General features: G+C 60.3%; 21 protein-coding genes and 2 tRNA genes. 4 read left to right on the top strand and 19 right to left on the bottom strand.

Annotation, left to right across the window (positions count from 1 at the left end):
* Positions 1–12: 12 nt before the first annotated feature.
* The 10 genes from HKK57_RS11980 to rnr all read right to left on the bottom strand — a co-directional run bounded on the left by HKK57_RS11980 (position 13) and on the right by rnr (position 11,446).
* Positions 13–462, bottom strand: coding sequence for a hypothetical protein (locus HKK57_RS11980; protein ID WP_169390206.1), 450 nt, complete (start codon positions 460–462; stop codon positions 13–15).
* Positions 459–1,379, bottom strand: coding sequence for a hypothetical protein (locus HKK57_RS11975; RefSeq protein WP_029300546.1), 921 nt, complete (start codon positions 1,377–1,379; stop codon positions 459–461). The genes HKK57_RS11980 and HKK57_RS11975 overlap by 4 nt, the downstream gene beginning before the upstream one ends.
* Positions 1,380–1,629: 250 nt before the next feature.
* Positions 1,630–3,933, bottom strand: a complete 2,304-nt coding sequence (locus tag HKK57_RS11970; RefSeq protein ID WP_029300547.1) for a YgiQ family radical SAM protein — start codon at positions 3,931–3,933, stop codon at positions 1,630–1,632.
* A 218-nt stretch (positions 3,934–4,151) separates the two neighbouring features.
* Complete coding sequence (gene dnaB, locus HKK57_RS11965) at positions 4,152–5,549, bottom strand: replicative DNA helicase (RefSeq protein ID WP_017138451.1); 1,398 nt, start codon at positions 5,547–5,549, stop codon at positions 4,152–4,154.
* 110 nt (positions 5,550–5,659) lie between these two features.
* A complete protein-coding gene (gene rplI, locus HKK57_RS11960; RefSeq protein WP_003171376.1) occupies positions 5,660–6,106 on the bottom strand; it encodes a 50S ribosomal protein L9 in 447 nt (148 codons plus the stop codon).
* Between the two features lie 18 nt (positions 6,107–6,124).
* Positions 6,125–7,018 (bottom strand): hypothetical protein, encoded by an 894-nt coding sequence (locus HKK57_RS11955; RefSeq protein WP_029299607.1) that lies wholly within the window; start codon positions 7,016–7,018, stop codon positions 6,125–6,127.
* A gap of 36 nt (positions 7,019–7,054) precedes the next feature.
* Positions 7,055–7,285, bottom strand: coding sequence for a 30S ribosomal protein S18 (gene rpsR / locus HKK57_RS11950; RefSeq protein ID WP_003171373.1), 231 nt, complete (start codon positions 7,283–7,285; stop codon positions 7,055–7,057).
* A gap of 29 nt (positions 7,286–7,314) precedes the next feature.
* The gene (rpsF, locus tag HKK57_RS11945; protein ID WP_003217491.1) at positions 7,315–7,737 is read right to left on the bottom strand and encodes a 30S ribosomal protein S6; all 423 of its coding nucleotides are present in this window, start codon (positions 7,735–7,737) and stop codon (positions 7,315–7,317) included.
* 326 nt (positions 7,738–8,063) lie between these two features.
* A complete protein-coding gene (gene rlmB, locus HKK57_RS11940; RefSeq protein ID WP_032862039.1) occupies positions 8,064–8,819 on the bottom strand; it encodes a 23S rRNA (guanosine(2251)-2'-O)-methyltransferase RlmB in 756 nt (251 codons plus the stop codon).
* The gene (gene rnr, locus HKK57_RS11935; protein ID WP_029299598.1) at positions 8,816–11,446 is read right to left on the bottom strand and encodes a ribonuclease R; all 2,631 of its coding nucleotides are present in this window, start codon (positions 11,444–11,446) and stop codon (positions 8,816–8,818) included. The genes rlmB and rnr overlap by 4 nt, the downstream gene beginning before the upstream one ends.
* A 224-nt stretch (positions 11,447–11,670) precedes the next feature.
* Between rnr and HKK57_RS11930 the strand changes: the two genes are divergently transcribed.
* From HKK57_RS11930 to HKK57_RS11915, 4 genes are all read left to right on the top strand, one after another.
* Positions 11,671–11,757: transfer RNA gene (locus HKK57_RS11930), tRNA-Leu, on the top strand.
* Between the two features lie 177 nt (positions 11,758–11,934).
* Positions 11,935–12,021 (top strand) — tRNA-Leu (locus tag HKK57_RS11925).
* 144 nt (positions 12,022–12,165) lie between these two features.
* The gene (locus tag HKK57_RS11920; RefSeq protein WP_029299595.1) at positions 12,166–13,191 is read left to right on the top strand and encodes an extracellular solute-binding protein; all 1,026 of its coding nucleotides are present in this window, start codon (positions 12,166–12,168) and stop codon (positions 13,189–13,191) included.
* A complete protein-coding gene (locus HKK57_RS11915) occupies positions 13,191–14,756 on the top strand; it encodes an ABC transporter permease (RefSeq protein WP_104911466.1) in 1,566 nt (521 codons plus the stop codon). The genes HKK57_RS11920 and HKK57_RS11915 overlap by 1 nt, the downstream gene beginning before the upstream one ends.
* 90 nt (positions 14,757–14,846) lie before the next feature.
* On the opposite strand, the gene HKK57_RS11910 is transcribed toward HKK57_RS11915, so the two are convergent.
* The 9 genes from HKK57_RS11910 to mutL form a co-directional block, all read right to left on the bottom strand.
* Positions 14,847–16,781, bottom strand: a complete 1,935-nt coding sequence (locus HKK57_RS11910; RefSeq protein ID WP_169390205.1) for a methyl-accepting chemotaxis protein — start codon at positions 16,779–16,781, stop codon at positions 14,847–14,849.
* 139 nt (positions 16,782–16,920) lie between these two features.
* Positions 16,921–18,210, bottom strand: a complete 1,290-nt coding sequence (locus HKK57_RS11905; RefSeq protein ID WP_029299589.1) for an adenylosuccinate synthase — start codon at positions 18,208–18,210, stop codon at positions 16,921–16,923.
* 54 nt (positions 18,211–18,264) lie between these two features.
* Complete coding sequence (locus HKK57_RS11900; protein ID WP_029299587.1) at positions 18,265–19,452, bottom strand: ATP phosphoribosyltransferase regulatory subunit; 1,188 nt, start codon at positions 19,450–19,452, stop codon at positions 18,265–18,267.
* Positions 19,453–19,748: 296 nt separating this feature from the next.
* On the bottom strand, positions 19,749–20,615 hold the full coding sequence (hflC, locus tag HKK57_RS11895; RefSeq protein ID WP_010213607.1) for a protease modulator HflC: 867 nt from the start codon (positions 20,613–20,615) through the stop codon (positions 19,749–19,751).
* The gene (gene hflK / locus HKK57_RS11890; RefSeq protein ID WP_029299584.1) at positions 20,615–21,793 is read right to left on the bottom strand and encodes an FtsH protease activity modulator HflK; all 1,179 of its coding nucleotides are present in this window, start codon (positions 21,791–21,793) and stop codon (positions 20,615–20,617) included. The genes hflC and hflK overlap by 1 nt, the downstream gene beginning before the upstream one ends.
* A 96-nt stretch (positions 21,794–21,889) precedes the next feature.
* Positions 21,890–23,191: a ribosome rescue GTPase HflX gene (gene hflX / locus HKK57_RS11885; protein WP_169390204.1), complete on the bottom strand. Its 1,302-nt coding sequence runs from the start codon at positions 23,189–23,191 to the stop codon at positions 21,890–21,892.
* A 12-nt stretch (positions 23,192–23,203) separates the two neighbouring features.
* On the bottom strand, positions 23,204–23,464 hold the full coding sequence (gene hfq, locus HKK57_RS11880) for an RNA chaperone Hfq (RefSeq protein WP_010221594.1): 261 nt from the start codon (positions 23,462–23,464) through the stop codon (positions 23,204–23,206).
* Between the two features lie 95 nt (positions 23,465–23,559).
* Entirely contained in the window at positions 23,560–24,531 is a 972-nt protein-coding gene (miaA, locus tag HKK57_RS11875; RefSeq protein ID WP_070996436.1) for a tRNA (adenosine(37)-N6)-dimethylallyltransferase MiaA, read from the bottom strand.
* The gene (gene mutL / locus HKK57_RS11870) at positions 24,531–26,429 is read right to left on the bottom strand and encodes a DNA mismatch repair endonuclease MutL (RefSeq protein ID WP_166647829.1); all 1,899 of its coding nucleotides are present in this window, start codon (positions 26,427–26,429) and stop codon (positions 24,531–24,533) included. Before mutL ends, miaA begins: the two co-directional genes overlap by 1 nt.
* Positions 26,430–26,441: the final 12 nt, after the last annotated feature.

Raw genomic sequence — 26,441 nt, 5'->3', positions numbered from 1 at the left:
TCGCTTACCCAATCAACGCTTTTTGCGCGTTGCGATTGCGGCTTGGCGCAGGTCGCGTATTTCGAGCAGCCGCTGGCGCATTTCGCGATGGCGCTTGCTGTTGAGCAGCAGCAAGCCCAGCAATGGGAACAATAAGCTCAAGCTATAGATCAACGGATGCTGCTGATCATTGATGGCGGGCAACACACTTAGGAGGCACAACCCCAGAAGCACCGCCAGCGGCCACACCCATTGCGCACGTCCGCGAGCAATCATGAAATTGCAGTGCACCACCACCAAGGTGAGCGCGATGCCACCCAGGAACGAATACTTTGCATTGTCCTCAATGGGAAGGTCCTGAAAATAGCTGTCGAAAAACAACGGAACTGCAAATACCAACGTAAAAATGGACGCGAATATCCCCCCCATAAAAACCGGGAAATACTGCGAAAGAAAACTACGAATGCTGGGAAACTCATTCATTGCTCGATCTCTTCGTATAGGCCTACAGCAACAGTCCGAACATTCCCCGAAATCGCACTGCCGGTAAAACCGACCGCAGCACCCAAGGCATCCTTAATTTGCGTGACTGTTGCATGCTTGACTTCGGTAGGCGCGAAACGCTTGGGTAGTTCACCCGACAACTGCTTCAACTTAATCATCTTCGATGTCAAGCGAGGGTCGTTGATACTCAAGAGTTCCTTGGTCAGTTTGGCTCGCTCCTGCCGACTCAGGCCCTTGAGCACCTCTCTCACACTCTTACCGGTTGTCGCCCTGTTCAGCCTTACCAGCTTGACCGTTGTCAGTGCCGATGCTCCAACCCCAACCAGCGACGCAGCATCCAACACGATCATGGTGTACTGATACCACTCCTCGCTATCGAGTTGATCGTTGCGTGCGGGGTTTCTGATCTCATTGACAGTGCGATATCCACTGGCGAAACACTGGACAGAGCTGGCAGCCGCAGCGGTGTAACCAAGCGCCGCGACCACGGTACTGGCTCCCGCCGAAAACGGAATAGCAACGGTACCACTCAATACTACGACCCAGCCGATCACAGCACCGGCGCAGGACAAAGTGGTGTTGATCGCTTCGCCGACCAGACGCGACTCCCGCGGATTGTCCTGCACCTGCTGGGCAAACTGCGCCGGCGAAACGTACTTTTGCGCCTCACGCAAAATGATGCGCTTGGGCTTGATGCTGCAGATCGGCTTGAACTCGCGCAGGGTAATGACATTGAAGTCAGCGTCGATATACACCACCCCCGCGCCGACGATGCCGGGGTCGGCGTCGATGGCGGCGAACAGGCGAGGCAGGTTGATCTGGCTTTCGATGCGCTGGCGCGCCATGAACTGAGAGCGGTTGGAGTCCATGCCGATGTTGAGCAGGGGGTTGCTCATGGGGTGTTCTTCCTTGAAGGGTTCGAGTGACCGCAGAGGCCTCATTTCTGTAGGAGCGAGCTTGCTCGCGAAAAACTCACAAGCGCCGCGTTTGTCCAGGCAGCTCGCGTTATCGTTGACGTTTTTCGCGAGCAAGCTCGCTCCTACAGGTATGGCAGCTTAACGGGCGCCACCTTAACAAACAGGTTCCCCACCCGCTAGAAAGCAAAACGCCAGCACGAGGCTGGCGTTTTGCATGTTCAGGCTGCGATCAACGCGGTACGACCGGCTTGCGCGCAGGCTTGCCGCCCTTGCCCTTCGCCGCATCAGCGCGCTCCTTGGCCGCCTGCTTGTTACGTGCCTGGGCCGCGGCCTTGGCTTGTTCGCGCTTGTCCCACGGGTTGCTGCCGTCGCTGCCGCGAGGTGGCAGGCCGGTGTGCTGGGTGAGGATCCTGGTGGTGGTTTCCTTGGCGACCTTATGGCTGCCCACCGGCGTCGAGTTCTTGCGACGGGCACTCTGGTAGCTGTCGGTGGACGGCTGGTGCAACGGGATCAACTGGTCCTTGCCCGATCCGATCAAGTCGGCGCGGCCCATGCGGGTCAATGCTTCACGCAGCATCGGCCAGCCCTTCGGGTCGTGGTAGCGCAAGAACGCCTTGTGCAGGCGGCGCTGGTCTTCGCTCTTGACGATGGTCACCGCGTCGCTCTTGTAGGTGACCTTGCGCAGCGGGTTCTTGCCCGAGTGGTACATCGCGGTGGCGGTGGCCATTGGCGAGGGGTAGAACGCCTGCACCTGGTCGGCACGGAAGCCATTGCCCTTGAGCCACAGGGCCAGGTTCATCATGTCTTCATCGGTGGTGCCCGGGTGGGCCGCGATGAAATACGGGATCAGGTACTGTTCCTTGCCCGCTTCCTTGGTGTACTTCTCGAACATGCGCTTGAACTTGTCATAGCTGCCGATGCCCGGTTTCATCATCTGGTTGAGCGGACCTTCCTCGGTGTGTTCCGGGGCGATCTTCAGGTAACCACCGACGTGGTGGGTCACCAGTTCCTTGACGTACTCCGGCGACTCGACAGCCAGGTCGTAGCGCAAGCCGGAAGCGATCAAAATCTTCTTCACACCCGGCAACGCACGGGCGCTGCGGTACAGCTGGATCAAGGAGGAGTGGTCGGTGTTCAGGTTCGGGCAGATGCCGGGGAACACGCACGATGGCTTGCGGCACGCGGATTCGATTTCCGGGCTCTTGCAGGCGATGCGGTACATGTTCGCGGTCGGGCCGCCGAGGTCGGAAATCACCCCGGTAAAGCCCGGGACCTTGTCGCGGATCTCTTCGATCTCGCGAATGATCGACTCTTCGGAACGGTTCTGGATGATCCGGCCTTCGTGCTCGGTGATCGAGCAGAAGGTGCAGCCGCCGAAGCAGCCACGCATGATGTTCACCGAGAAGCGAATCATGTCGTAGGCCGGGATCTTCTCCTTGCCGTACACCGGGTGAGGAACCCGTGCGTAAGGCATGCCAAACACGTAGTCCATTTCTTCGGTGGTCATGGGAATGGGCGGCGGGTTGAACCACACGTCCACTTCGCCATGCTTCTGCACCAGGGCGCGGGCGTTGCCTGGGTTGGTTTCCAGGTGCAACACGCGGTTGGCGTGGGCATACAGCACCGCGTCGCCACGCACTTTCTCTACGGAAGGCAGGCGGATAACGGTCTTGTCGCGGGTCATGCGCGGGCTGGCCAGGATCTGTACGACCTTGGCTTCTTCCGGATCTTCAACCGGCCCCTTTTCCTGCTCGATGGCGCAGGCCTGGGTGTCCTGGGTATTCACGTACGGGTTGATGATCTTGTCGACCTTGCCCGGGCGGTCGATACGGGTGGAGTCCACTTCGTACCAGCCGGCTGGCGTATCACGGCGAATGAACGCGGTGCCGCGCACATCGGTGATGTCCTCGATCTTGTGGCCCCACGACAGGCGCTGGGCAACTTCGACGATGGCCCGCTCGGCGTTGCCGTACAGCAGGATGTCGGCGGTGGCATCGATCAGGATCGAGTTACGCACCCGGTCCTGCCAGTAGTCGTAGTGGGCGATGCGACGCAGGGAAGCTTCGATACCGCCGAGTACGATCGGCACGTTCTTGTAGGCTTCCTTGCAGCGCTGGCTGTACACCAGGCTCGCGCGGTCCGGGCGTTTGCCGGCCATGCCGCCGGGGGTGTAGGCGTCGTCGGAACGGATTTTCTTGTCGGCGGTGTAGCGGTTGATCATCGAGTCCATGTTGCCGGCCGCGACGCCGAAGAACAGGTTCGGCTCGCCGAGCTTCATGAAATCGTCTTTGGACTGCCAGTTGGGCTGGGCAATGATCCCGACGCGGAAGCCCTGGGACTCCAGCAGCCGGCCGATGATTGCCATGCCGAACGACGGATGGTCAACGTAGGCATCACCGGTGACGATGATGATGTCACATGAATCCCAGCCGAGCTGATCCATCTCCTCCCTGCTCATGGGCAGGAATGGCGCTGGACCGAAACATTCGGCCCAGTACTTGGGATAGTCAAATAACGGCTTGGCTGTTTGCATGACGGTGACCGGTGTTGAGATGAAAAATCGCGGGCGCGGAATATAGCACAAATTTTGACCAATTCCGACGGTAATGGTCGGAATTGTGGAGTGCCCTGAATTGTGAATGCTTTGCAATGTGGGAGCGGGCTTGCCCGCGAAAGCGGCGGATCAGCCAGTCGATATATTGACTGACACATCGCATTCGCGGGCAAGCCCGCTCCCACATTGGATGGCGCTTATTCGTCGTCGTCGAAGTTATAACTGCCCGGCGCCAGGTTTTCGAAGCGCGTGTATTTGCCGATGAAGGCCAGGCGGATAAAGCCGATCGGCCCGTTACGCTGCTTGCCGATGATGATTTCGGCAATGCCCTTGTGCTCCGTCTCGGGGTGATACACCTCGTCGCGGTACACGAACATGATCACGTCGGCATCCTGCTCGATCGCTCCGGATTCCCGCAAGTCGGAGTTCACCGGGCGCTTGTTCGGGCGTTGTTCCAGGGAACGGTTGAGCTGGGACAGGGCCACCACCGGGCAGTTGAATTCCTTGGCCAGGGCTTTGAGGGACCGGGAGATTTCGGAAATCTCGTTGGTACGGTTATCACCGCTGGAGCCAGGGATCTGCATCAACTGCAGGTAGTCGATCATGATCAGGGCGATGTCGCCGTGCTCACGCACCAGGCGCCGGGTACGCGCCCGCATCTCGGAGGGGCTGATACCGGCGGTGTCGTCGATGAACAGCTTGCGGTCATTGAGCAGATTGACCGCCGAGGTCAGGCGCGGCCAATCGTCGTCTTCCAGGCGACCGGCACGCACCTTGGTCTGGTCAATCCGACCCAGCGAGGAAAGCATACGCATGATCAGCGATTCGCCTGGCATCTCCAGGGAGTACACCAGTACGGCCTTGTCGCTGCGCAACACGGCGTTTTCCACCAGGTTCATCGCAAAGGTGGTCTTACCCATGGATGGACGGCCGGCGACGATGATCAGGTCGGACGGCTGCAGGCCGCTGGTCTTCTCGTCGAGGTCGGTGTAGCCGGTGGAGATACCGGTGATGGCGTTGTCGGTGTTGAACAAGGTGTCGATACGGTCGATAGCCTTGGTCAACAGGTCGTTGACGCTGACCGGGCCGCCGGTTTTCGGGCGGGCTTCGGCGATCTGGAAGATCTGCCGTTCGGCTTCGTCGAGGATCTCGGCGGCAGTGCGGCCTTCGGGGTTGAAGGCGCTGTCGGCGATTTCGGTGCTGATGCCGATCAACTGGCGCAGGGTTGCCCGCTCGCGCACGATTTGGGCGTAGGCCTTGATGTTGGCGACGGATGGCGTGTTTTTCGCCAGCTCGCCCAGGTAACCGAGGCCGCCAACTTGTGAAGTCTGGCCTTCCTTGTCCAGTTGCTCGGCCAGGGTCACCACGTCGATCGGTGAGTTCTGGTCGGCCAGCTTGGCAATGGCGCGGAAGATCAGGCGGTGGTCATGGCGATAGAAGTCACCGTCCGAGACTTGATCGAGCACGCGCTCCCAGGCGTTGTTGTCCAGCATCAAGCCACCGAGCACGGCCTGTTCGGCCTCGATGGAATGCGGCGGCACCTTCAGGGCAGCGGTTTGCAGATCGTATTGCTCAGGAGCTGAAATATCGTTCATGGCCACTTGGAATTTGGGGATCGTAGAAAAACAAAAGGCACGACCTGTAAACAGGATCGTGCCCGATGTTAACTGGCTGACACGCGAGGTGCCAGTCAGTTAGGTGCTTCTTAAGCTGCTACCACGACAACGCGTACGGTGGCTTCAACTTCAGCGTGCAGGTGCACGGCTACGTCGAATTCGCCTACGTTGCGGATGGTGCCGTTCGGCAGACGAACTTCGCTCTTCTGCACTTCAACGCCGGAGGCGGTCAGTGCGTCAGCGATGTCGTGAGTACCGATCGAACCGAACAGCTTGCCTTCGTCGCCAGCGGTGGCAGTGATAGTCACTTCCAGCTCGGCCAGTTGGGCAGCACGGGTTTCAGCCGAAGCTTTTTTGTCTGCTGCGGCTTTTTCCAGCTCAGCGCGACGCTCTTCAAACGCGGCCAGGTTGGCAGCGGTTGCAGCGGTGGCTTTGCCGTATGGCAGCAGGTAGTTACGACCGTAGCCGGCCTTAACGTTTACTTTGTCGCCCAGGTTGCCCAGGTTGGCGACTTTTTCCAGAAGGATCAGTTGCATGTGAAAATCCTCTAACTTTTAACCTTCACCGTTCGCGTTATCGGCGTCTTTCGGCGCCAGACGACCGCGAAAATCAATCAGGCCGTCGACAATGGCCAAGACCACGAGTAACGGATAGATCAGTTGCATAAACAGCAACAGCGTCACGTACAACCCCACCAGCCAGAACTTGGCCAGGCGCTTTTGCGCCACCAGCCCGTGTATCAGGGCCAGCCCGGCAATCACCAGCGGTACGCTGCACAACGGCGTCAACATGGCCATTTGCGGGCCGAAGTTCGGCCCCACAAGCATGCACGCCAGCAGCAACATCGCTGGGCCTGCGGGGATTCTGATACTGCGAAACTCGCGACCAAAACCACCCGGGTTATACAACAACGCCTGCCAGTAGCGCCCAAGAATCAGGCTCAGCACACTGACGATCTGCAACAGTGCCGCTATCAGGCCGGTAAGGACCGGAGCAATCAGTGTGGCCATGCGCGCTCGCTCATCTACCGACAATTGCTGGTAGAGATCCCCGAGGGCCAGTGGCAGGATTTTTACCAACTCCTGCGACAGCGCCTCGATTTGCGGGCGGAAAGCCGCGCCAAGCACCACTGAATACACCACTCCCAATGCCACGCTGACCAGCAGCGTACGGACCCAGGACTCACTTGCGCGCAGAACCAACGCAAGGCTCGAAGACCCCAGCAGTACCAGAAGTACCCGTGGATCGTCGAATTGCAGCCACCAGATCAAGGCCGGCAGCAACCCCAGGGCAAGGACGCCCAAGGCGTCCTTCAAACCGCGCCGCAGCAGCACAAGGCTTCCTGCGGCAGCACCCAACCAATACAACAACGGCAATGCAGCACATCCAGCCACTACCAGAGTGGCCTGCACACGACCGCGCATGATGAACTCAGCTAAGGCGCGCATGCATTCAATCCCTTACTACTTGTCGACTGCCCGGTCTCAGCGGCCGTGGCTGTCGGTGTAGGCCAGCAGGGCCAGGAAGCGGGCGCGCTTGATAGCGGTGGCCAGCTGACGCTGATAACGAGCTTTGGTACCGGTGATACGGCTTGGAACAATTTTGCCGGTCTCGGATACGTAGGCTTTCAGAGTGTTGAGATCTTTGTAGTCGATCTCCTTCACTTCTTCAGCGGTGAAGCGGCAAAACTTACGACGACGGAAGAAACGTGCCATTTGATAGGCTCCTTAATAAGGTCCGTGGATTACTCGTCAGCGTTATCGCTGTTGTCGCTGTCATCACTATCAGCGCTTTCAGCGCCTTCGTGCTCAGGACGGTCGCGACGCTCACGGCGCTCACTGCGGTTTTCTTCAGCCTTGAGCATCTCGGATTGGCCGGTAACGGCTTCTTCGCGACGGATGACCAGGTTACGGATCACTGCATCGTTGTAGCGGAAGTTGTCTTCCAGCTCGGCCAGGGCCTTGCCAGTGCACTCAACGTTCAGCATCACGTAGTGAGCCTTGTGAACATTGTTGATTGCGTAGGCCAGTTGACGACGGCCCCAATCTTCCAGACGGTGGATTTTGCCGCCGTCTTCTTCGATCAGCTTGGTGTAACGCTCAACCATGCCGCCGACTTGCTCGCTTTGATCCGGGTGGACCAAAAAGATGATTTCGTAATGACGCATGAATGCTCCTTACGGGTTGTAGCCTGCCGCTCAAAAACGGTCAGACAAGGAGTGAATGACACTTAGGAATCTTGCCGCTGGGAGGCACATGCGTGCCCGCCGGGAAGGCAAGGGGCGCAATTGTAGAGAAGGGGAAGAAAGGGTGCAAGGCAATTGGTGATTATTTGAACAATCTCATGCCCCCCCACAAAGCGATGTGGGAACTGGCTTGTGTGGGAGCTGGCTTGCCTGCGATCGCATCACCTACTGATGTACCGAGGTGCCTGCATCGCAGGCAAGCCAGCTCCTACACAAGCCAGCACACATTTGGCCTGTACCAGGCCTGATTACTTCTTGGTCTTGGCCTTGGCGCCGCGCTGGCGCTGGGCTTCGAACAGGCAGACGCCCGTTGCGACTGAAACGTTGAGGCTGCTGACGCTACCGGCCATCGGCAAGTGCACCAGGTAATCGCAATGCTCACGGGTCAGGCGACGCATACCCTTGCCTTCTGCCCCCATGATCAAGATGGTCGGGCCAGTAAGGTCCTGGTCATAGATACTGACCTCGGCCTCCCCCGCCGTACCCACGACCCACAAGCCGCGCTGCTGGAGTTTTTCCAGGGTGCGCGCCAGGTTGGTCACGGCCACCAGCGGAATCACTTCCGCCGCGCCGCAGGCAACTTTACGCACAACCGGCGTCAAGGTGGCCGACTTGTCTTTAGGCACGATCACCGCCAGCGCGCCGGCAGCGTCCGCCGAACGCAGGCAGGCGCCGAGGTTGTGCGGATCGGTCACGCCATCAAGCACCAGCAACAGCGGCGCGCCTTCGGTGCGATCGAGCAGCTCGTCGAGCATTGCCTCGCCCCAGACCTGGCTCGGACTCACGTCCGCGACCACGCCCTGGTGCACGCCTTCGACCCAGACGTCCATTTCACGACGCTCGGCCTGGCCGATGGCAACCTTGTTCTGGTTGGCCAGCTCGACCAGCGCTTGCACGCGTGGCTCGCTACGACCTTCGGCCAGCCACACTTGCTTGACGCGCTTGGGATGGTGACGCAACAACGCTTCTACGGCGTGCACGCCGTAGATTTTTTCCAGACTCATGACTTGGCCTTAGGTTTGCGCGACCCGCCGCTTTTCGCAGGGGCCGAACCCGCCTTAGGCGGGCCTTTACGGTGCTTACTCGGTTTGCTCGACGGTTTGTCGGCGCCCTGGGACTTTCCCCCAGACGCCGCTTTACCACCGCTTTTGGCTTCGTTGAGCAACTGCTGCTTCAATTCACGACTCTTGCGCAGCTCGGCGTTTTTCGCCGCGGCATCGCTAGGACGGTAAGCATCGCTGACCTTTTCCTTGGTCGACGAGCGACGAGCAGGCTTGGCGGCTGGCTCAGCTGCAGCGGCAGCTTTCGCCGGAGCGCCTTTTTTCGCCGGCGCTGCAGTTTCAGCACCACGCTTCTTGCGGCCAATCGGAGCGTCGATGGTTTTTTCAGCCATCTCGAAGTCGATCTTGCGTTCGTCGAGATCGACGCGCATGACCCGCACTTCGACGGTATCGCCCAAACGGAAGCTGCGACCGGTGCGCTCGCCCGCCAGGCGGTGATGCACAGGGTCGAAGTGGTAGTAGTCACCCGGCAAGGCGGTGACGTGCACCAGGCCTTCGACGTAGATGTCGGTCAGCTCGACGAACAGGCCAAAGCCGGTCACGGCGGTGATCACACCCGGGAACGACTCGCCTACGCGGTCTTTCATGAACTCGCACTTGAGCCAGTTCACCACATCGCGAGTGGCTTCGTCGGCACGGCGCTCGCTCATGGAGCACTGCTCGCCCAACTGTTCCAGGGCCGCTTCGTCGTACGGATAGATCCGTGCCTTGGGAATGGTCATGGCACCGGCGCGCTTGACGTGCGGGGTGTTCTGCTTGGAATGGATCACACTGCGAATTGCGCGGTGCGTGAGCAGGTCCGGGTAGCGACGGATCGGCGAGGTGAAGTGCGTGTACGCCTCGTAATTCAGGCCGAAGTGGCCCTGATTGTCGGCGCTGTACACTGCCTGGCTGAGGGAACGCAGCATCACGGTCTGGATCAAGTGGAAATCCGGACGATCCTTGATGCTGGCCAGCAGAGCCTGGTAATCCTTCGGCGATGGGCCGTCCTTGCCTTTGTGCAGCGACAGGCCAAGCTCGCCGAGGAAGGCGCGCAGTTTTTCCAGGCGCTCCGGCGGCGGACCATCGTGGACCCGATACAGCGCAGGAATCTCGTGCTTTTTCAGGAACTCAGCGGTGGCCACGTTGGCCGCCAGCATGCATTCCTCGATCAGCTTGTGCGCGTCATTACGGGTGGTCGGCGTGATCTCGGCGATTTTGCGCTCGGAACCGAAGATGATCCGGGTTTCCTGGGTTTCAAAATCGATCGCGCCACGCACATGACGTGCGCCCAGCAACACCTTGTACAGCGAGTACAGCTGCTTGAGATGCGGGACTACGTCTGCATACTGGCTGCGCAAAGCCTTGGCTTCGCTGGTCTTCGGCGTTTCCAGGATGGTGCTGACCTTGTTGTAGGTCAGGCGCGCCTGGGAATGGATCACCGCTTCGTAGAACTGATAGTCGGTCATTTCGCCGGTTTTCGAGATGGTCATCTCGCACACCATGGCCAAACGGTCGACTTTCGGGTTCAGGGAGCACAGGCCGTTGGACAGCTGCTCCGGCAGCATCGGGATCACGCGCTCAGGGAAGTACACGGAGTTGCCGCGCACCTGGGCTTCGTTATCCAGGGCCGAACCGATCTTCACGTAGCTGGATACGTCGGCAATCGCAACGAACAACTTCCAGCCGCCGGAGAACAGACGCAGTTTGCCGGGCTTGGCTTCGCAGTAGACCGCATCGTCGAAGTCGCGGGCATCTTCACCGTCAATGGTGACGAACGGCAGATGGCGCAGGTCGATGCGCTTCTCTTTGTCTTTTTCTTCGACTTCCGGCTTGAGCTTGGCGGCTTCCTTGAGCACGGCCTCAGGCCATACGTGCGGGATATCGTAGGTGCGCAGCGCAACATCGATTTCCATGCCCGGCGCCATGTAGTTGCCGACCACTTCGACGATATCGCCCTGTGGCTGGAAGCGCGGGGTTGGCCAGTGGGTGATTTTCACCTCGACAAACTGACCGACCTTGGCGGCGCCATTGCGGCCCGGGGTTACCAGCACTTCCTGCTGGACCTTCGGGTTGTCCGGAATCACGAAGCCGATGCCGCCTTCTTCGAAGTAACGACCGACGATGGACTCGTGGGCACGGGACACCACTTCGACGATCACGCCTTCACGGCGACCACGACGGTCCAGGCCGGACACGCGCGCCAGGGCACGGTCGCCATCGAATACCAGGCGCATTTGCGCCGGGCTCATGAACAGGTCATCGCTGCCATCGTCAGGGATCAGGAAGCCGAAGCCATCACGGTGACCGGCAATGCGGCCAAGGATCAGGTCGAGCTTGTCCACCGGAGCGTAGGTGCCACGACGGGTGTAGATCAACTGTGCATCGCGCTCCATGGCGCGCAGGCGGCGGCGCAGCGCTTCGACCTGGTCTTCGGTGGTCAGACCGAATTCTTCAACCAGCTGCTCGCGGCTAGCAGGCGAACCCCGATCGGCGAGATGCGCCAGGATCAGTTCGCGGCTAGGAATAGGGTTTTCATATTTTTCCGCTTCACGAGCGGCCTCGGGATCGAGGGACTGCCAATCGGCCATTAGAGAGTTTTCACCTTGTCTATATGTGGGTTAGTTTGGCATACGCGTATTGAAACGGGAAATTTCCAGCAATAACTAGCCGGGAAATGCGTTTTATAGCCCCAGTAAGCCACCTTGCGCGACCGCCCGCGAAATTTTCCAGGCTTTTTTGATGACGGGGGTTTACAGCGCAAAAGTCACTCCGTATAGTGCGCGCCATCGACGACGGCAACGTTGAAGATACTGCCCAGATGGTGAAATTGGTAGACACGCCAGCTTCAGGTGCTGGTGACCGCAAGGTCGTGGAAGTTCGAGTCTTCTTCTGGGCACCAATTCAAAACCCAAGGTAAGCCTTGAGTTTCACAAAAACCCGCGAAAGCGGGTTTTTGCGTTACAGGCCTTTGATTTTTAACTGAAAATTTGATTTATAAAATCAAATCAGGGGTTTACAGATCAAAAAGCCCGCCGTATAGTTCGCCCCATCAACAGCGGCAACGTTGTTTGATAATGCCCAGGTGGTGAAATTGGTAGACACGCCAGCTTCAGGTGCTGGTGATCGCAAGGTCGTGGAAGTTCGAGTCTTCTCCTGGGCACCAAATTCAGATCAAACCCGCGAAAGCGGGTTTTTTCGTTTCTGGGGTTTAAAAACTCTGCCAGCAATTCCAGCCATGCCCGGACTTGAGAAGGTTTATCGTTTATCCTTGTAAGAATTTGTTGCATACAAGTGAGGAACACCCCGGATGATGATCCGCGATACCCGTCTCAAGACATCCCTTCTGCGTGGCCTGACCATCACTCTGCTCGGCCTGACCCTACTCTCGCCCACCGCCTATTCCGCCGACAAGGTTGAACTGACCCTATACAACGGCCAGCACAAGGAAGTCGGCGATGAACTCGCCAAGGCCTTCGAGGCCAAGACTGGCATCCATGTGAATGTGCGCAAGGGCAGCAGCAACCAGCTAGCCAGCCAGGTCGTTGAAGAGGGTGATCGCTCCCCTGCCGACGTGATCTACACCGAAGAGTCCCCGCCGCTGAACAAACTCGGCGAACAAGGCCTGCTGGCGACCATCGATGCCAGCACGCTAGATGTATTACCCAAGGAATACGTGGCCGCCGACGGCGCCTGGATGGGCGTGACCGCACGCACCCGGGTCGTGGCCTTCAACCCGAAACTGATCAAGGAAGACGAACTGCCCAAGTCGGTGCTGGATTTTGCCGGCCCCGAGTGGCAAGGCAAGGTTGGCTTCGTCCCCACCAGCGGCGCCTTCCAGGAACAAGCCGTCGCGATCCTCAAGATGCACGGGCGCGACGCCGCCGAAGAATGGCTCACCGGCCTGCGCGCGTTCGGCAAGGTCTACAGCAACAATATGGTCGCCCTCAAAGCCGTGGAAAACGGCGAAGTGGCCACGGTGCTGGTGAACAACTACTACTGGTTTGCCCTGAAAAAGGAAAAGACCAACCTGGATTCGCAACTGCACTACTTCACCGATGGCGATGCCGGCGGCCTGATTACCGTATCCGCAGCAGCAGCGCTGAAATCCAGCAAGCACCCCAAGGAAGCGCAGCAGTTGCTGGCGTTCATGGCCAGCGAAGAAGGCCAGCGCGTGATTACCAACACGTCCGCCGAATACCCGCTGCGCAAAGGCATGGAATCCAATCGCGGCCTCAAGCCATTTAGCGAACTGCAACCGCCGAAAATCACTCCCGCCGACCTGGGCAATGCCGAAGAAGCCCTGGAGCTGGAACGTGAGGTTGGCCTGAACTGATGAACCCATCGCTACCGACCCCCGCCTTGCGCGGGGGTTTTAGCCCACGGCGCAAGCGCCCCTCGATCTGGTTGCTGCTGCCGGTCTTGCTGTTGGTCGGCCTGAGCCTGCTGCCGTTGGTGTATGTAGGCCTCAAGGCCTGGCAAGCCGGCTGGGCCGAGGCAGTGCATCTGCTGTGGCGACCGTATGTGTTCGGGTTGCTGCGCAATACTTTGGCACTGATGATCGGCGTGACCGTGGCCTGCGCCGTGATCGGCCTGTCCCTGGCCTGGCTGCTGGAGCGCAGTAACCTCCCGGGCCGGCGCATCTGGGGCGTGATTCTGTGCCTGCCGTTTGCCGTGCCGGCGTTTGTCAGCAGCTTTACCTGGGTGTCGCTGAGCGCCCAGTTCGAAGGCCTTGGCGGGGCGATCCTGGTGATGACCCTGTCCAAGTACCCTCTGGTGTTTTTGCCGGTAGCGGCCACCCTACGCAACCTCGATCCGTCCCTGGAAGAGTCGGCCCGCACCCTGGGGCTCAATCGCTGGGGCGTGTTCTTTCGCATTACTTTGCCGCTGTTGTGGCCGTCGCTGCTGGCCGGCGCCCTGCTGATTGCCTTGCATATGCTGGTGGAATTCGGCGCCCTGTCGATCATCGGCCTGCAAACCTTCACCACGGCGATCTACCAGCAGTTCGAACTGGAGTTCAGCAATGCCAACGCGGCGATGCTGTCTGCGGTATTGCTGATGATGTGCCTGACCCTGCTCTGGCTGGAATTGCGCGTGCGCGGCAAGGGCCGCCATGTGCGCACCGGGCAAGGCGCGGCGCGGCATGCCGAGCAGGTTCGACTGGGTAAATGGGCGCCACTGGGTCAGCTTTATTGCTTGATGCTGGCGATCATTGGCAGCGGCATTCCACTGGGGATGCTCGGTTACTGGCTGGCCGTCGGTTCTTCGGCCGCCTTCCCGGTCGCGCAAATCAGTGAGGCGTTGCTGTCGTCCCTGGCCTTGTCCCTGGGCGGCGCCGCACTTTGCCTGGCGCTGGCGGTGCCAGTCGGCTTGCTGGTGGTGCGCTACAAAGGCCAACTGGCGCTGTGGGCCGAACGCCTGCCCTACCTGCTGCACGCCCTGCCCGGCCTGGTGATTGCCTTGACCCTGGTGTATTTCGCCCTGCATTACGTGCCGGCGCTGTATCAGACCTCGGCACTGCTGTTGATCGCGTATGCATTGCTGTTCTTGCCGCTGGCCCAGGCGCCGATCCGGACCGCGCTGAACAAGGCGGCGCCCCAACTGGAGGAAGCGGCCCGCACGCTGGGTGCATCGTCATTCAGCGCATTTTGCAGGGTGACCCTGCCGATTATCTTTCCGGCATTGGGGGCCGCGTTTGCGCTGGTGTTCCTTGATGCGATGAAGGAATTGACCGCGACCCTGCTGCTTAGCCCGACCGGGCTGAATACCTTGGCCACTGCCGTGTGGGCGCATACCTCGAATGTGGAGTTTGCGGCGGCGGCGCCTTATGCGGCGTTGTTGATTGTGGTGTCGGGGTTGCCCGTCTATCTGCTCACGACGCGGATGTATCTGAGCCGCTGAGCCCGCAATCGCGGGCAAGCCCGCTCCCACATTGGAACGCGATTACCTGTGGGAGCGGGCTTGCCCGCGATGAGGCCCGAGCAGCCAACCTCAGGCCCGAAACTGCCCCAGGCTGGCCTTCAACTGCGCCGCCAACCCATCCAGCACCTTGCCACTGGCGGTGGTCTCCACCACCGCCTGCGCCGCACGCTCGGCCTGGGCGTGGATCACTTCGACCCGACCACGCACCGCATGCGCGCCCTGGGCCTGATGCTCGGCAGCCCGAGTCGCCAGGCCAATCGCCGCATGCACCTGCTCAACCGAGGCCTGCACCGTTTGCTGCAAGCGCACGCTGTCGCGCAGTACCAGCAGCCCCTCACTGGCCTGGCGTCCGGCCTTGCCGATGGTTTCCACCGCCTCGCGCGCGCCTTGTTGCAGCGCCACGATATGCGCCTGGATATCGCCCGTGGAGCTTTGGGTTTTACTGGCCAGCGCGCGCACTTCGTCCGCCACCACCGCAAAACCACGCCCGGTCTCCCCGGCCCGCGCTGCTTCGATAGCCGCATTCAGGGCCAGCAGGTTGGTCTGCTCGGCGATGCCGTGGATCACCGTCAGCACCACCTCGATCTGCTCGCTTTGCTGGGCCAGGCGTTCGATCACCTTGGAGCCGGCCTGCACCTGGCCCGCCAATGCCTCGATCAAACTGCCGACCTCGGCCGAGGTCCGCGAATTTTCATCGGTGGCCTGGCGAATATCCACCACCTGCTGCAACGCGGCCTGCATGGCATGGCTTTCGGCTTGGGCCTCATCAGCCATTTGCGACAGGGCCCGCAGGCTTTCGGCCACTTCATCGCGCTGCAAGCCCGCCGCCGCATCGGCACCGGCGTTGCGCAGAGTCATCGCGCCGATTTCCACACCGGTACGCTGCGCCACATCACCCGCCTCCCGCACAATGGGCTGCAACTTATCCACAAAGCGATTGACCGCCGAGGCCATGGCGCCGATTTCATCCTGACTGTTGATCTGCACGCGCTTGGTCAAGTCGCCCTCACCCGCCGCCAGATCATCCATGGCCGCAATCAGCAGTTTCAAGCGGTTGACCACACGCCGCCCAAGCACCACGGCAATCAGCAGCAACACGCCCAGGCCAACCACCGCCAGGCCCAGGCCGATGCGCCAGCGCAAGGCTTGCGCGGCCTCCTGTACCGCACCCGAGGTGTTGGCCGTCATTTGCGTGGCCGTGGCTTGCGCCGACTGCAGGCGGGCGCCCATGGCTGCCGCACTGTCGGCCGCTGCGCCCTTGAGGCTATCCCCCACCAATTGACCGCCGCTGGCGATCAGCGCAGCAAAGCGCTGGTCCAGCGCCGTCAGGTCAGCCTCCACCGCCGCAGTGGAAACCCCCATGAGCACCTTGCCGATCTCCACGCCATTGGGGCTGATGGAGGCTTCGACGTAGTACACCGAAGGGTCGTTTTTCGCAGCATTCAATACTTTATCCAACGCACGATCACCCTCGCCTTTCTCCAACAGCGCCTTGTTGATCGGGTTCTCCCGGTTCAGATAACGGGTCAGATGCTGGCCAGTAGCGTCGTCATACACCACAAACAACACATTGGGATTGCGCTGGGCGCGCCGGGCGAATTCCGACAGCGCCGGCACATCACTGTCCCACATCGCACGCGGCGCAACCGAGGCCAGCAACTGCGCCATGTCGTTGGCAGAGTCTTTCAGGTCCTTTTCCAGGGTCGCACGCAGTTGCTGCTGCTCTTGCTTCAAACGCGCAGAAAGCCCGGCCGTCAGGCGGTCACTGGTGCTGGTCGATAAGCTGTCCAGGCTGGACGTCACTTCCTTGCCCGCCTGCGTCAATTCGCCCGACAGTTTCTGGCTGTCGACGCCCAGGCGCTTGCCCAAATCGGCTTCCAGGGCCGTGACTGTGCTCCGGGTCAGGGCGACCGCCACCAGCACTTGCACCAAAAGAGCGATACCAAGGGTAACGAACACCGGTCGCAACAACCGGCTTTGTAACAATGAGAGAACGGCAGACATCGGGAATCCCTCCACCACGGGTGCCATTAAATTGATAGCACCGCGAAAGAGAGAAACATAGCAAGGGTCGTGCCGTGCCCGAGACAGAAACGACAAAGGGCCCCCGAAGGGGCCCTTTGCTTTTTACATCAACAGCTTATTAAGCGAACGGATGACGCAGGACGATGGTCTCGTTGCGGTCCGGGCCCGTCGAAATAATGTCGATCGGCGCGCCGATCAACTGTTCAACGCGCTTGATGTAGGCACGGGCATTGGCAGGCAGTTCTTCCAGGGTCTTGGCACCCACGGTCGACTCGGTCCAGCCCGGCACTTCTTCGTACACCGGCTGCAGGCCCACGTAGCTGTCGGCGTCAGTCGGGGCAACATCGTTACCGTCTGCATCTTTGTAGCCGATGCAGATGTTGATGGTTTCCAGACCGTCGAGCACATCCAGCTTGGTCAGGCAGATGCCCGAGATGCTGTTCACATCGATAGCGCGACGCAGGATAACGGCGTCGAACCAGCCACAACGACGAGCACGACCGGTAGTCGCGCCGAACTCGTGACCCTGTTTGGCAAGGTGCGCACCGACATCGTCAAACAGTTCAGTCGGGAATGGACCCGAACCTACGCGAGTGGTGTAGGCCTTGGTGATGCCCAGGATGTAGTCCAGGAACATCGGGCCAACACCCGAACCGGTCGCCACGCCACCAGCGGTGGTGTTGGAGCTGGTCACGTACGGGTAGGTACCGTGGTCGATGTCCAGCAACGAACCCTGGGCACCTTCGAACATGATGTCTTTGCCGGCGCGACGCAGGTCGTGCAGCTCGGCCGTCACGTCCAGCATCAGCGGCTTGAGCAGCTCAGCGTACTCTTTGCACTCAGCCAGGGTCTTGTCGAATTCAATGGCCGGCTCTTTGTAGTAACCGACCAGCATGAAGTTGTGGTAATCCACCAGTTCACGCAGCTTGTCTTCAAAGCGCGGCATGTTGAGCAAGTCGCCCACACGCAGGCCACGACGTGCAACCTTGTCTTCGTAGGCCGGGCCGATGCCGCGACCGGTAGTACCGATCTTCAGCTCGCCACGGGCCTTTTCACGGGCCTGGTCCAGGGCGACGTGGAAGGACAGGATCAGCGGGCAGGACGGGCTGATACGCAGGCGCTCGCGCACCGGTACGCCTTTCTCTTCCAGCTTGGTGATCTCGCGCAACAGGGCGTCAGGTGCAACCACCACGCCATTGCCGATCAGGCACTGCACGCCTTCGCGCAGGACGCCCGACGGGATCAGGTGCAAGACGGTTTTTTCGCCATCGATGACCAGGGTGTGGCCAGCGTTGTGGCCACCTTGGTAGCGCACTACGGCGGCAGCATGTTCGGTCAGCAGATCAACGATCTTGCCTTTGCCCTCATCACCCCATTGGGTGCCCAGGACTACGACATTCTTACCCATAACACTTGTCCTCATTCGCGCAAACTTGGTGCCGGCGTTGGCCGGCAGGAAAACTCAAGAAGCCAGTGGCGATACTTGCCAAAGCCCGTTCTGCTGAATCAATTGCCGGTCGCAGTCCGCTTCACGGGCGGCGGCCAATGGCTGCCCAGGCAAGGCCTGGACGACACGCTGACCCTCGCTGCGCAACTGGCAGACCTGCTGCCAGAGTGCCGCGTCCGTACTGTCTGGCATCCAGATACCGCCAGACGGTAGCTCGACTTCAGCACGCCCCAGGGTCACCAGGGTTTTCAAATCGGTAGAAAAACCAGTTGCCGGACGGGCACGACCAAAGTCGGCGCCGATATCGTCATAACGACCGCCCTGGGCAATGGCTTGGCCAACACCCGGCACAAACACGGCGAACACCACACCGGTGTGGTAGTGGTAGCCGCGCAACTCACCCAGGTCGAAATACAAAGGCAACTGCGGGAAGCGCGCCGACAACTGCTCGGCAATCGCCAGCACATCGTCCAGCGCCGCCAATACAGGCGCAGGCGCTTTGGCCAGGCGCTCACGGGCGGCGGCCAGTACTTCGCGACCACCACACAGATCCACCAGCGCACGCAGCATGCCAGCCAGATCGGCAGGCACACCTTCGGTCAGGGCGATCACTTCGTCGATAGCCTTGCGCTGCAGGGCATCGAACAACTGTTGCTCAACTTCACCGGACAGACCAGCCGCACGGGCCAGGCCACGGTAGATACCGACATGCCCCAGGTCCATGTGCACATCCGGCACGTCAGCCAACTGCAGCATCGCCAGCATCAGACTGATGACTTCGACGTCGCTGCTCGGGCTTGCATCGCCGTATAACTCGGCGCCCAGCTGGATCGGGCTACGGGAAGACGACAAGGCACGCGGCTGGGCATGTAGCACGCTGCCGGCGTAGCACAGGCGGCTCGGCCCTTCACGGCGCAGGGTATGCGCATCGATGCGCGCCACTTGCGGCGTGATGTCGGCACGAAAGCCCATTTGCCGGCCCGATTGCGGGTCGATGACCTTGAAGGTGCGCAGATCCAGGTCCTGGCCCGCGCCGGTCAGCAGGGATTCCAGGTACTCGATATGGGGAGTCACGACAAACTCGTAACCCCAGCTCTGGAACAGATCCAACACCTGGCGACGCGCGATTTCAATACGCGCAGCCTCTGGTGGCAGTACTTCTTCGATGCCATCTGGCAGCAGCCAGCGGTCTACCGTTGCCATTACGCCATTCCCCTATGACCCGGCCAGCCCTTGGGCGAGCCTTGAGTGAAGCAGAAAATACCCGGCCCCTGCATAAACCACGCGCAAGAGCGACGTGACGAATGGCCTGTAACGGGCCTCGTCGGGCACTTTCCTCGAAAAACCTGTCACGCCTGCAGCGCACAACAACAATCAAACATGCAGACGCAAAAAAGCCGGGAATTTCCCGGCTGCCGCATCATACACCCGTTTTCCGAAAGGATCACCCCGCCGAGCGTTTTAGCCGCCCGACGGAGTGAAACCAGCCAGTCAGCGGGTTACTTGGACTTTTCCAGGTAGCGGAAGAAATCGCTACTTGGGTCCAGCACCATGACATCGGTTTTGTTCGCGAAGCTTTCACGGTAGGCACGCAGGCTACGATAGAACGCGTAGAACTCCTGGTCCTGGCCGTAAGCCTTGGCGTAGATCGCCGCGGCTTGAGCATCACCGTCACCGCGAGCCTCTTCAGACTCACGATAGGCTTCTGCCAACAGTACGCGACGCTGACGGTCGGCATCCGCACGGATACCTTCAGCCAGTTCGTTACCCTTGGCACGGTGCTCACGAGCCTCACGCTCACGCTCGGTGCTCATACGCTCGAACACGCTGCGGTTCACTTCCTTGGGCAGGTCAATGGCCTTGACCCGAACATCAACCACTTCGATGCCCAGCTCTTTTTCAGCCATGGTGTTCAACGAACGCGTGATGTCAGCCATCAACGCATCACGTTCACCTGAAACCACCTCGTGCAGGGTGCGTTTACCAAACTGGTCACGCAGGCCCGATTCCAGACGACGGGACAAACGCTCGTCGGCAATCTGCTTGAGGCCGGAAGTCGCGGTGTAGAAGCGCTCGGCATCCTTGACGCGCCACTTGGCGTAGGCGTCAACCATCACGGCTTTCTTTTCCAGGGTCAGGAAGCGCTGCGTCGGTGCATCCAGAGTCATCAGGCGGGCGTCGAACTTGCGCACCTGGTTGACGTAGGGGACCTTCACATGCAGGCCTGGCTGGACATCCGCCTGGACCACGCGACCGAATTGCAGCAACACCGCACGCTCGGTCTGAGCCACGATGTAGAAGCAGTTCCAGGCAGCGATGACCACGACGACACCCACAATCAGGGCGGTCAGCGATTTATTGCTCATCAACGACTCTCCCTGGAACGTGTTTGCTGTTGCTGCAAGTCAGCGGCCGCACGGGCGCTCGCTTCGTTGGCAGCGGCAGTCGAACTGGCGGAAGACGAAGTGTTACCAGCGCTACGACCACCTTCGATCATCTTGTCCAGCGGCAGGTACAGCAGGTTGTTCTGCCCACCCTTGTTGCCGGTCACGAGTACCTTGCTGGTATTGGTGAAGACTTCCTGCATGGTGTCCAGGTACAGACGCTCGCGGGTGACTTCCGGTGCCTTGCGGTACTCGGCCACCAGCTTGGTGAAGCGGTCAGCCTCACCCTTGGCGCGGGACACGACTTCGTCGCGGTAACCGTTGGCATCTTCAAGGATGCGCTGGGCCTGACCACGGGCTTCCGGCACGACGCCGTTGGCGTAGGTTTCAGCCTGGTTGCGCGAACGCTGCTCGTCTTCACGGGCGCGGATCACGTCATCGAAGGCTTCCTGCACTTCACGCGGTGCCGCTGCGCTCTGTACGTTGACCTGGGTAACAGTGATACCGGTGCGATATGTATCGAGGAACCGTTGCAGGCGCTCCTTGATCTCGCTGGCCATCAATTCACGACCTTCGGTCAGCACCTGGTCCATCGCAGTGGAGCCCACTACGTGGCGCAGGGCGCTTTCGGTCGCGTGCTGCAAGCTGATTTCCGGCTGGTCGACGTTAAGCACGAAGTCCTGCAGGTTGCTGATCTTGTACTGCACGGTCAGCGGCACTTCGACGATGTTCTCGTCTTCGGTCAGCATCTGGCCCTGCTTGGTGTAGGCACGCTCACGCGTGACGTTCTCCATGTACTTCTTGTCGATCGGCGGGAAGTAGATGTTCAGGCCTGGACCGACAGTCTCGTAGTACTTGCCGAAGCGCAGCACCACGGCTTGCTCCTGCTCGTCGACTACATAGACCGCGCTGTACAGCCAGACAGCCGCCAGCGCCACGAGACCGAGGCCAAGCAGGCCGTAGCCGCCGCCTTTGCTCGTGCGACCGCCGTCGTCACCACCACGTTTTTTTCCACCACCGAACAACCCATTCAGGCTTTCCTGCAGCTTTCGGAAGGCCTCGTCGAGATCTGGTGGCCCCTTGCGGTCGCCATTATTGCGGCGTTTACCACCCCAAGGATCCTGATTATTCGAGTTGCCACCCGGCTCATTCCAAGCCATAGCGCTCTCCATCTGATAAAGCAAAGACGCACCCACGGCGCGCCGACCAATGCTACAGAATGCCTGCCACAGCGGCACAACCGCTTTCTCAGGCTTTTATTGCAAAGTGTGTTGTTCGAGGAACTCTGTCGGTACAACACCCTCACGACTCACCAGCCGATTGAGCTCCGAACGAGGCAAACGAACAGCCAGCAGGCTGACACCTTCTTCGTCGTGTTCTTCTTTCTGTACGGCGCCCAACTCAAAAAACTGAGCACGCAGTCGAGCAAAACGCTGCGGCAAGCGCAAGGTGCCGACGAACAAATCACCACCGAGCAACTCGGCAATCGCCTGCTCGAGCAGCTCAAGACCGCTACCATCGCGCGCCGAGAGCCAGACCCGTTGGGGCCTGCCGTTTTCGTCACGCTGGATTTGCGGCTCTACGCCCTCAAGCAAATCGAGTTTGTTATAGACCTCAAGGATCGGCAAGTCCTGGGCACCAATCTCGCCCAGTACCACCATGACCTGTTCGATCTGCAACATCCGGTCAGGCTCGGCCGCATCGATTACGTGCAGCAGCAGGTCGGAGTTGCTCGACTCTTCGAGCGTAGACCGGAACGCCTCGACCAGCTTGTGGGGCAAGTGGCGAATGAAGCCCACGGTATCGGCCAGCACAATCGGCCCCAGGTCGTCGAGTTCCAGACGGCGCAAGGTCGGGTCGAGGGTGGCGAACAGCTGGTCGGCCGCGCACACGTCCGATTTGGTCACGTTGTTGAACAGCGTGGATTTGCCGGCGTTGGTATAGCCCACCAGGGACACGGTAGGGATATCCGCACGCGTACGCCCACGGCGCGATTGCTCGCGTTGGCTGCGTACTTTTTCCAGACGGCCCTTGATCTGGCGCAGGCGAACCCGCAGCAGACGCCGGTCGGTCTCAAGCTGGGTTTCACCCGGGCCACGCATGCCGATACCGCCACCCTGACGCTCAAGGTGAGTCCAGCCGCGAACCAGGCGGGTGCTCATGTGGTCAAGCTGGGCCAGTTCGACCTGGAGCTTGCCTTCATGGGTACGGGCGCGCTGGGCGAAAATATCGAGAATCAGACCGGTGCGGTCAATCACGCGGCACTCGAACACACGTTCGAGGTTACGTTCCTGACTGGGCGTGAGGATGTGATTGAAGATCACCAGATCGGCTTCTTCGGCATGGACCAAGTCGCGCAGTTCCTCGACCTTGCCGCTGCCAATCAGAAATTTGGCGGTTGGCCGATGACGCGGCACGTTAAAAAACGCGACGGTCTCGGCGCCGGCCGAATTTGCCAGCTCCTGAAACTCCTGCGGATCTTCGCGCGCCTCAGGGTCCTGTCCATCCAAGTGAACGAGGATTACTCGCTCACCACCACCGTGGCGCTCAAAGAACAAAGGAGACTCCTATCAGGCGTTACCTGGCTCAGCGTCACCCTGTTCGGATTCGGTTGCGCTAGGCAGACGAATTGGACGAACCGGCACTACTGTCGAGATAGCGTGTTTGTAGACCATCTGGCTGACGGTGTTTTTCAGCAGGATAACGAACTGGTCGAAAGACTCGATCGTACCTTGCAGCTTGATGCCGTTGACCAGATAGATGGAAACCCCAACTTTCTCTTTACGTAAAGTATTCAAGTAAGGGTCTTGTAGCGAATGCCCTTTTGACATGTGCCGCACTCCTTTAAGGATCAATAATAAAAAATCGGAAAAATAGATAGTTTGTGACCGTCACACCCCCAAGGATAGACGGCAATTGCAAGGACTCAGCTCAATATGGAGACCGTTCCCAAGTATTTCAAGGCGCGTGACAGATTGTCGCAATCCAGACTGTCCAGCCAATGCAAGTCAGTCCAGCTGCGCAGCCAAGTGAACTGGCGCTTTGCCAATTGGCGCGTGGCAATAATGCCGCGCTCCTGCATTTCGGCTGACGTCAGCTTGCCATCCAGATGATCCCAGACTTGGCGGTAGCCTACAGCACGTATCGAAGGCAATCCCGGATGCAGATCACCTCTTGAACGCAGTGCTACGACCTCCTCTACGAACCCCTGTTCCAACATAATTGTGAATCTTTGTGCAATTCGCTCATGCAGCACCTGGCGATTCGCCGGAGCGATCGCCAGATTTGCGACAGTATAGGGCAATTGTCCCGGTCCAGAGGTGCCTGCGTCAGTACTTTGCGCAGATTGTCTGAGGCGGTGGGCTGTCATGGTCTGACCACTGACGCGCCAGACTTCCAGGGCCCGACTCAGGCGCTGGGGGTCATTGGGGTGAATGCGCGCGGCAGACACCGGGTCAATCGCCGCCAATTGCTCGTGCAGGGCTTGCCAGCCAAGGCGCGCAGCCTCTTCTTCGATTTCGGCGCGCACCTGCGGATCGGCGGGCGGCATGTCTGCCAGGCCTTCCTGCAGCGCCTTGTAATAGAGCATCGTGCCGCCCACCAGCAGCGGGATATTGCCCCGCGCGGTGATTTGCGCCATGGCGGCAAGGGCATCGCTGCGAAAATCCGCCGCCGAGTAGCTTTGCGACGGATCGATAATGTCGATCAGACGATGGGGATGGGCGGCCAACAGCTCTTTGGACGGTTTGGCGGTGCCGATGTCCATGTCCCGGTAAACCAGGGCCGAATCGACGCTGATCAACTCGCACGGCAGGACCTTGGTCAGCTCGATAGCCAGGTCGGTCTTGCCGGCGGCCGTCGGGCCCATCAGGAAGATGGCGGGAGGTAGAGAGCTCATCAACGGCCGCGCAGGAATAGTTTGTCCAGATCATCCAGGCCCATTTGGGTCCAGGTCGGTCGGCCATGGTTGCATTGGCCGCTGCGTTCGGTGTTTTCCATATCCCGCAGCAAGCCGTTCATTTCCGGCAGGGCCAGGCGCCGGTTGGCGCGGATTGCACCGTGGCAGGCCATGGTGCCGAGCAGTTCGTTGATATGCGCCTGGATCCGGTCACTGGTGCCGTACTCCATCAGGTCCGCCAGCACATCAGCTACCAGCCGATTGGCCTCGGCCTGCTTGAGCAAAGCCGGAATCTGCCGGATCGCCAGGGTTTCTGGCCCCAGGCGCTGCAACTCAAAGCCCAGCTTCTGGAACACCGCCAGGTGCTCTTCAGCGCAATCGGCCTCACGCTGGCTGACGGCCAACGACTCCGGCACCAGCAACGGCTGGCCGCTCAGGCCTTCGCTGGCCATGGCGATCTTCAGGCGCTCGTACATGATCCGCTCATGGGCCGCGTGCATGTCCACCAGCACCAGGCCGTGGGCGTTTTCCGCGAGGATATAGATGCCCTTGAGCTGGGCCAGGGCATAACCCAGGGGCGGGATATCACCGCCACCTTCCGGCAAAGCCACTGCGCCCGGTTCGGCACCGGGCAGCGGCGCAAAGAACTCGCGATAGGCCGCCTGGGCCTCAGCCACCGGCACTGCCGATTGCGGTCGCGGGGTGTATTGATATTGATAGCCGGCACCTGCACCGGAACCCGCCGCCGGGTAGCTCGGCTGGGCTTGCGGCGATTGCAGCAGGTTGGCCGCCAGGCTCATTTCGCCCTGGGGCCCGAATTCACCGGCCTCCGGCCCTGTCGGGCGGACGACGGCAGTGACAATCGGCGCGCCCAACTGATCATCCGGGCGCACGTCGCCCAACGCTCGGTGCAAGGTACCGTAGAGGAAGTCATGAACCATGCGCCCATCACGGAAGCGCACTTCATGCTTGGTCGGGTGCACGTTGACGTCAACGACCGCCGGGTCCACTTCAAAAAACAGCACGAAGGTCGGATGGCGGCCATTGAACAGCACGTCGCGATAGGCCTGGCGTACCGCATGGGCCACCAGCTTGTCGCGCACCGCACGGCCATTCACAAAGAAGTACTGCAAGTCCGCCTGGCTGCGGGAGAACGTCGGCAGGCCTACCCACCCCCACAAATGCAAGCCATTGCGCTCGATTTCAATCGGCAGCGCCTGCTCCAGGAAGCCCGCGCCACAGATCGCCGATACGCGTCGGGCGCGCGCGGCATCGTCGTTGGCCTCGTGCAGGCTGAGGATGGTCTTGCCGTTGTGGCGCAAATGGAAGGCCACGTCGAAACGGGCCAGGGCCAGGCGCTTGATGACTTCTTGCAGGTGATCGAATTCGGTTTTTTCGGCCTTGAGGAATTTGCGCCGAGCCGGGGTATTAAAGAACAAGTCACGCACTTCCACCGAAGTGCCTACCGGGTGGGCCGCCGGCTGGACCCGGGGGGCCATGTCGCGACCTTCGGTCTCTACCTGCCACGCCTGCTCGGCGCCACGGGTGCGGGAAGTCAGGGTCAGGCGCGCCACCGAGCTGATCGACGCCAGGGCTTCGCCACGGAAACCCAGGCTCATCACCCGCTCAAGATCTTCCAGGTCACGAATCTTGCTGGTGGCATGTCGCGCCAAGGCCAGCGGCAGGTCATCGGAGGAAATCCCGCTGCCGTCGTCGCGCACCCGCAGCAGCTTGACCCCGCCCTGCTCCACATCCACGTCAATGCGCTTGGCGCCGGAGTCGAGGCTGTTTTCCAGCAGCTCCTTGATCACCGAGGCCGGGCGCTCAACCACTTCGCCCGCGGCAATCTGGTTGGCCAGCCGCGGGCTGAGCAATTCGATGCGCGAGGCGCTGTTCAATACCGATTCACT

The organism is Pseudomonas sp. ADAK21 (assembly GCF_012935735.1).
Taxonomy (GTDB): Bacteria; Pseudomonadota; Gammaproteobacteria; order Pseudomonadales; family Pseudomonadaceae; genus Aquipseudomonas; species Aquipseudomonas proteolytica.
The sequence above is the reverse complement of the archived record's forward strand: the minus strand, read 5'-3'. Positions and strand labels throughout refer to the sequence as shown.

What these genes read in the sequence shown, in the direction of transcription:
- HKK57_RS11980 (WP_169390206.1), bottom strand. Translation starts at nt 462, where the DNA reads ATGAATGAGTTTCCCAGCATTCGTAGTTTTCTTTCGCAGTATTTCCCG.
- HKK57_RS11975 (WP_029300546.1), bottom strand. Translation starts at nt 1,379, where the DNA reads ATGAGCAACCCCCTGCTCAACATCGGCATGGACTCCAACCGCTCTCAG.
- HKK57_RS11970 (WP_029300547.1), bottom strand. Translation starts at nt 3,933, where the DNA reads ATGCAAACAGCCAAGCCGTTATTTGACTATCCCAAGTACTGGGCCGAA.
- dnaB (WP_017138451.1), bottom strand. Translation starts at nt 5,549, where the DNA reads ATGAACGATATTTCAGCTCCTGAGCAATACGATCTGCAAACCGCTGCC.
- rplI (WP_003171376.1), bottom strand. Translation starts at nt 6,106, where the DNA reads ATGCAACTGATCCTTCTGGAAAAAGTCGCCAACCTGGGCAACCTGGGC.
- HKK57_RS11955 (WP_029299607.1), bottom strand. Translation starts at nt 7,018, where the DNA reads ATGCGCGCCTTAGCTGAGTTCATCATGCGCGGTCGTGTGCAGGCCACT.
- rpsR (WP_003171373.1), bottom strand. Translation starts at nt 7,285, where the DNA reads ATGGCACGTTTCTTCCGTCGTCGTAAGTTTTGCCGCTTCACCGCTGAA.
- rpsF (WP_003217491.1), bottom strand. Translation starts at nt 7,737, where the DNA reads ATGCGTCATTACGAAATCATCTTTTTGGTCCACCCGGATCAAAGCGAG.
- rlmB (WP_032862039.1), bottom strand. Translation starts at nt 8,819, where the DNA reads ATGAGTCTGGAAAAAATCTACGGCGTGCACGCCGTAGAAGCGTTGTTG.
- rnr (WP_029299598.1), bottom strand. Translation starts at nt 11,446, where the DNA reads ATGGCCGATTGGCAGTCCCTCGATCCCGAGGCCGCTCGTGAAGCGGAA.
- HKK57_RS11920 (WP_029299595.1), top strand. Translation starts at nt 12,166, where the DNA reads ATGATGATCCGCGATACCCGTCTCAAGACATCCCTTCTGCGTGGCCTG.
- HKK57_RS11915 (WP_104911466.1), top strand. Translation starts at nt 13,191, where the DNA reads ATGAACCCATCGCTACCGACCCCCGCCTTGCGCGGGGGTTTTAGCCCA.
- HKK57_RS11910 (WP_169390205.1), bottom strand. Translation starts at nt 16,781, where the DNA reads ATGTCTGCCGTTCTCTCATTGTTACAAAGCCGGTTGTTGCGACCGGTG.
- HKK57_RS11905 (WP_029299589.1), bottom strand. Translation starts at nt 18,210, where the DNA reads ATGGGTAAGAATGTCGTAGTCCTGGGCACCCAATGGGGTGATGAGGGC.
- HKK57_RS11900 (WP_029299587.1), bottom strand. Translation starts at nt 19,452, where the DNA reads ATGGCAACGGTAGACCGCTGGCTGCTGCCAGATGGCATCGAAGAAGTA.
- hflC (WP_010213607.1), bottom strand. Translation starts at nt 20,615, where the DNA reads ATGAGCAATAAATCGCTGACCGCCCTGATTGTGGGTGTCGTCGTGGTC.
- hflK (WP_029299584.1), bottom strand. Translation starts at nt 21,793, where the DNA reads ATGGCTTGGAATGAGCCGGGTGGCAACTCGAATAATCAGGATCCTTGG.
- hfq (WP_010221594.1), bottom strand. Translation starts at nt 23,464, where the DNA reads ATGTCAAAAGGGCATTCGCTACAAGACCCTTACTTGAATACTTTACGT.
- miaA (WP_070996436.1), bottom strand. Translation starts at nt 24,531, where the DNA reads ATGAGCTCTCTACCTCCCGCCATCTTCCTGATGGGCCCGACGGCCGCC.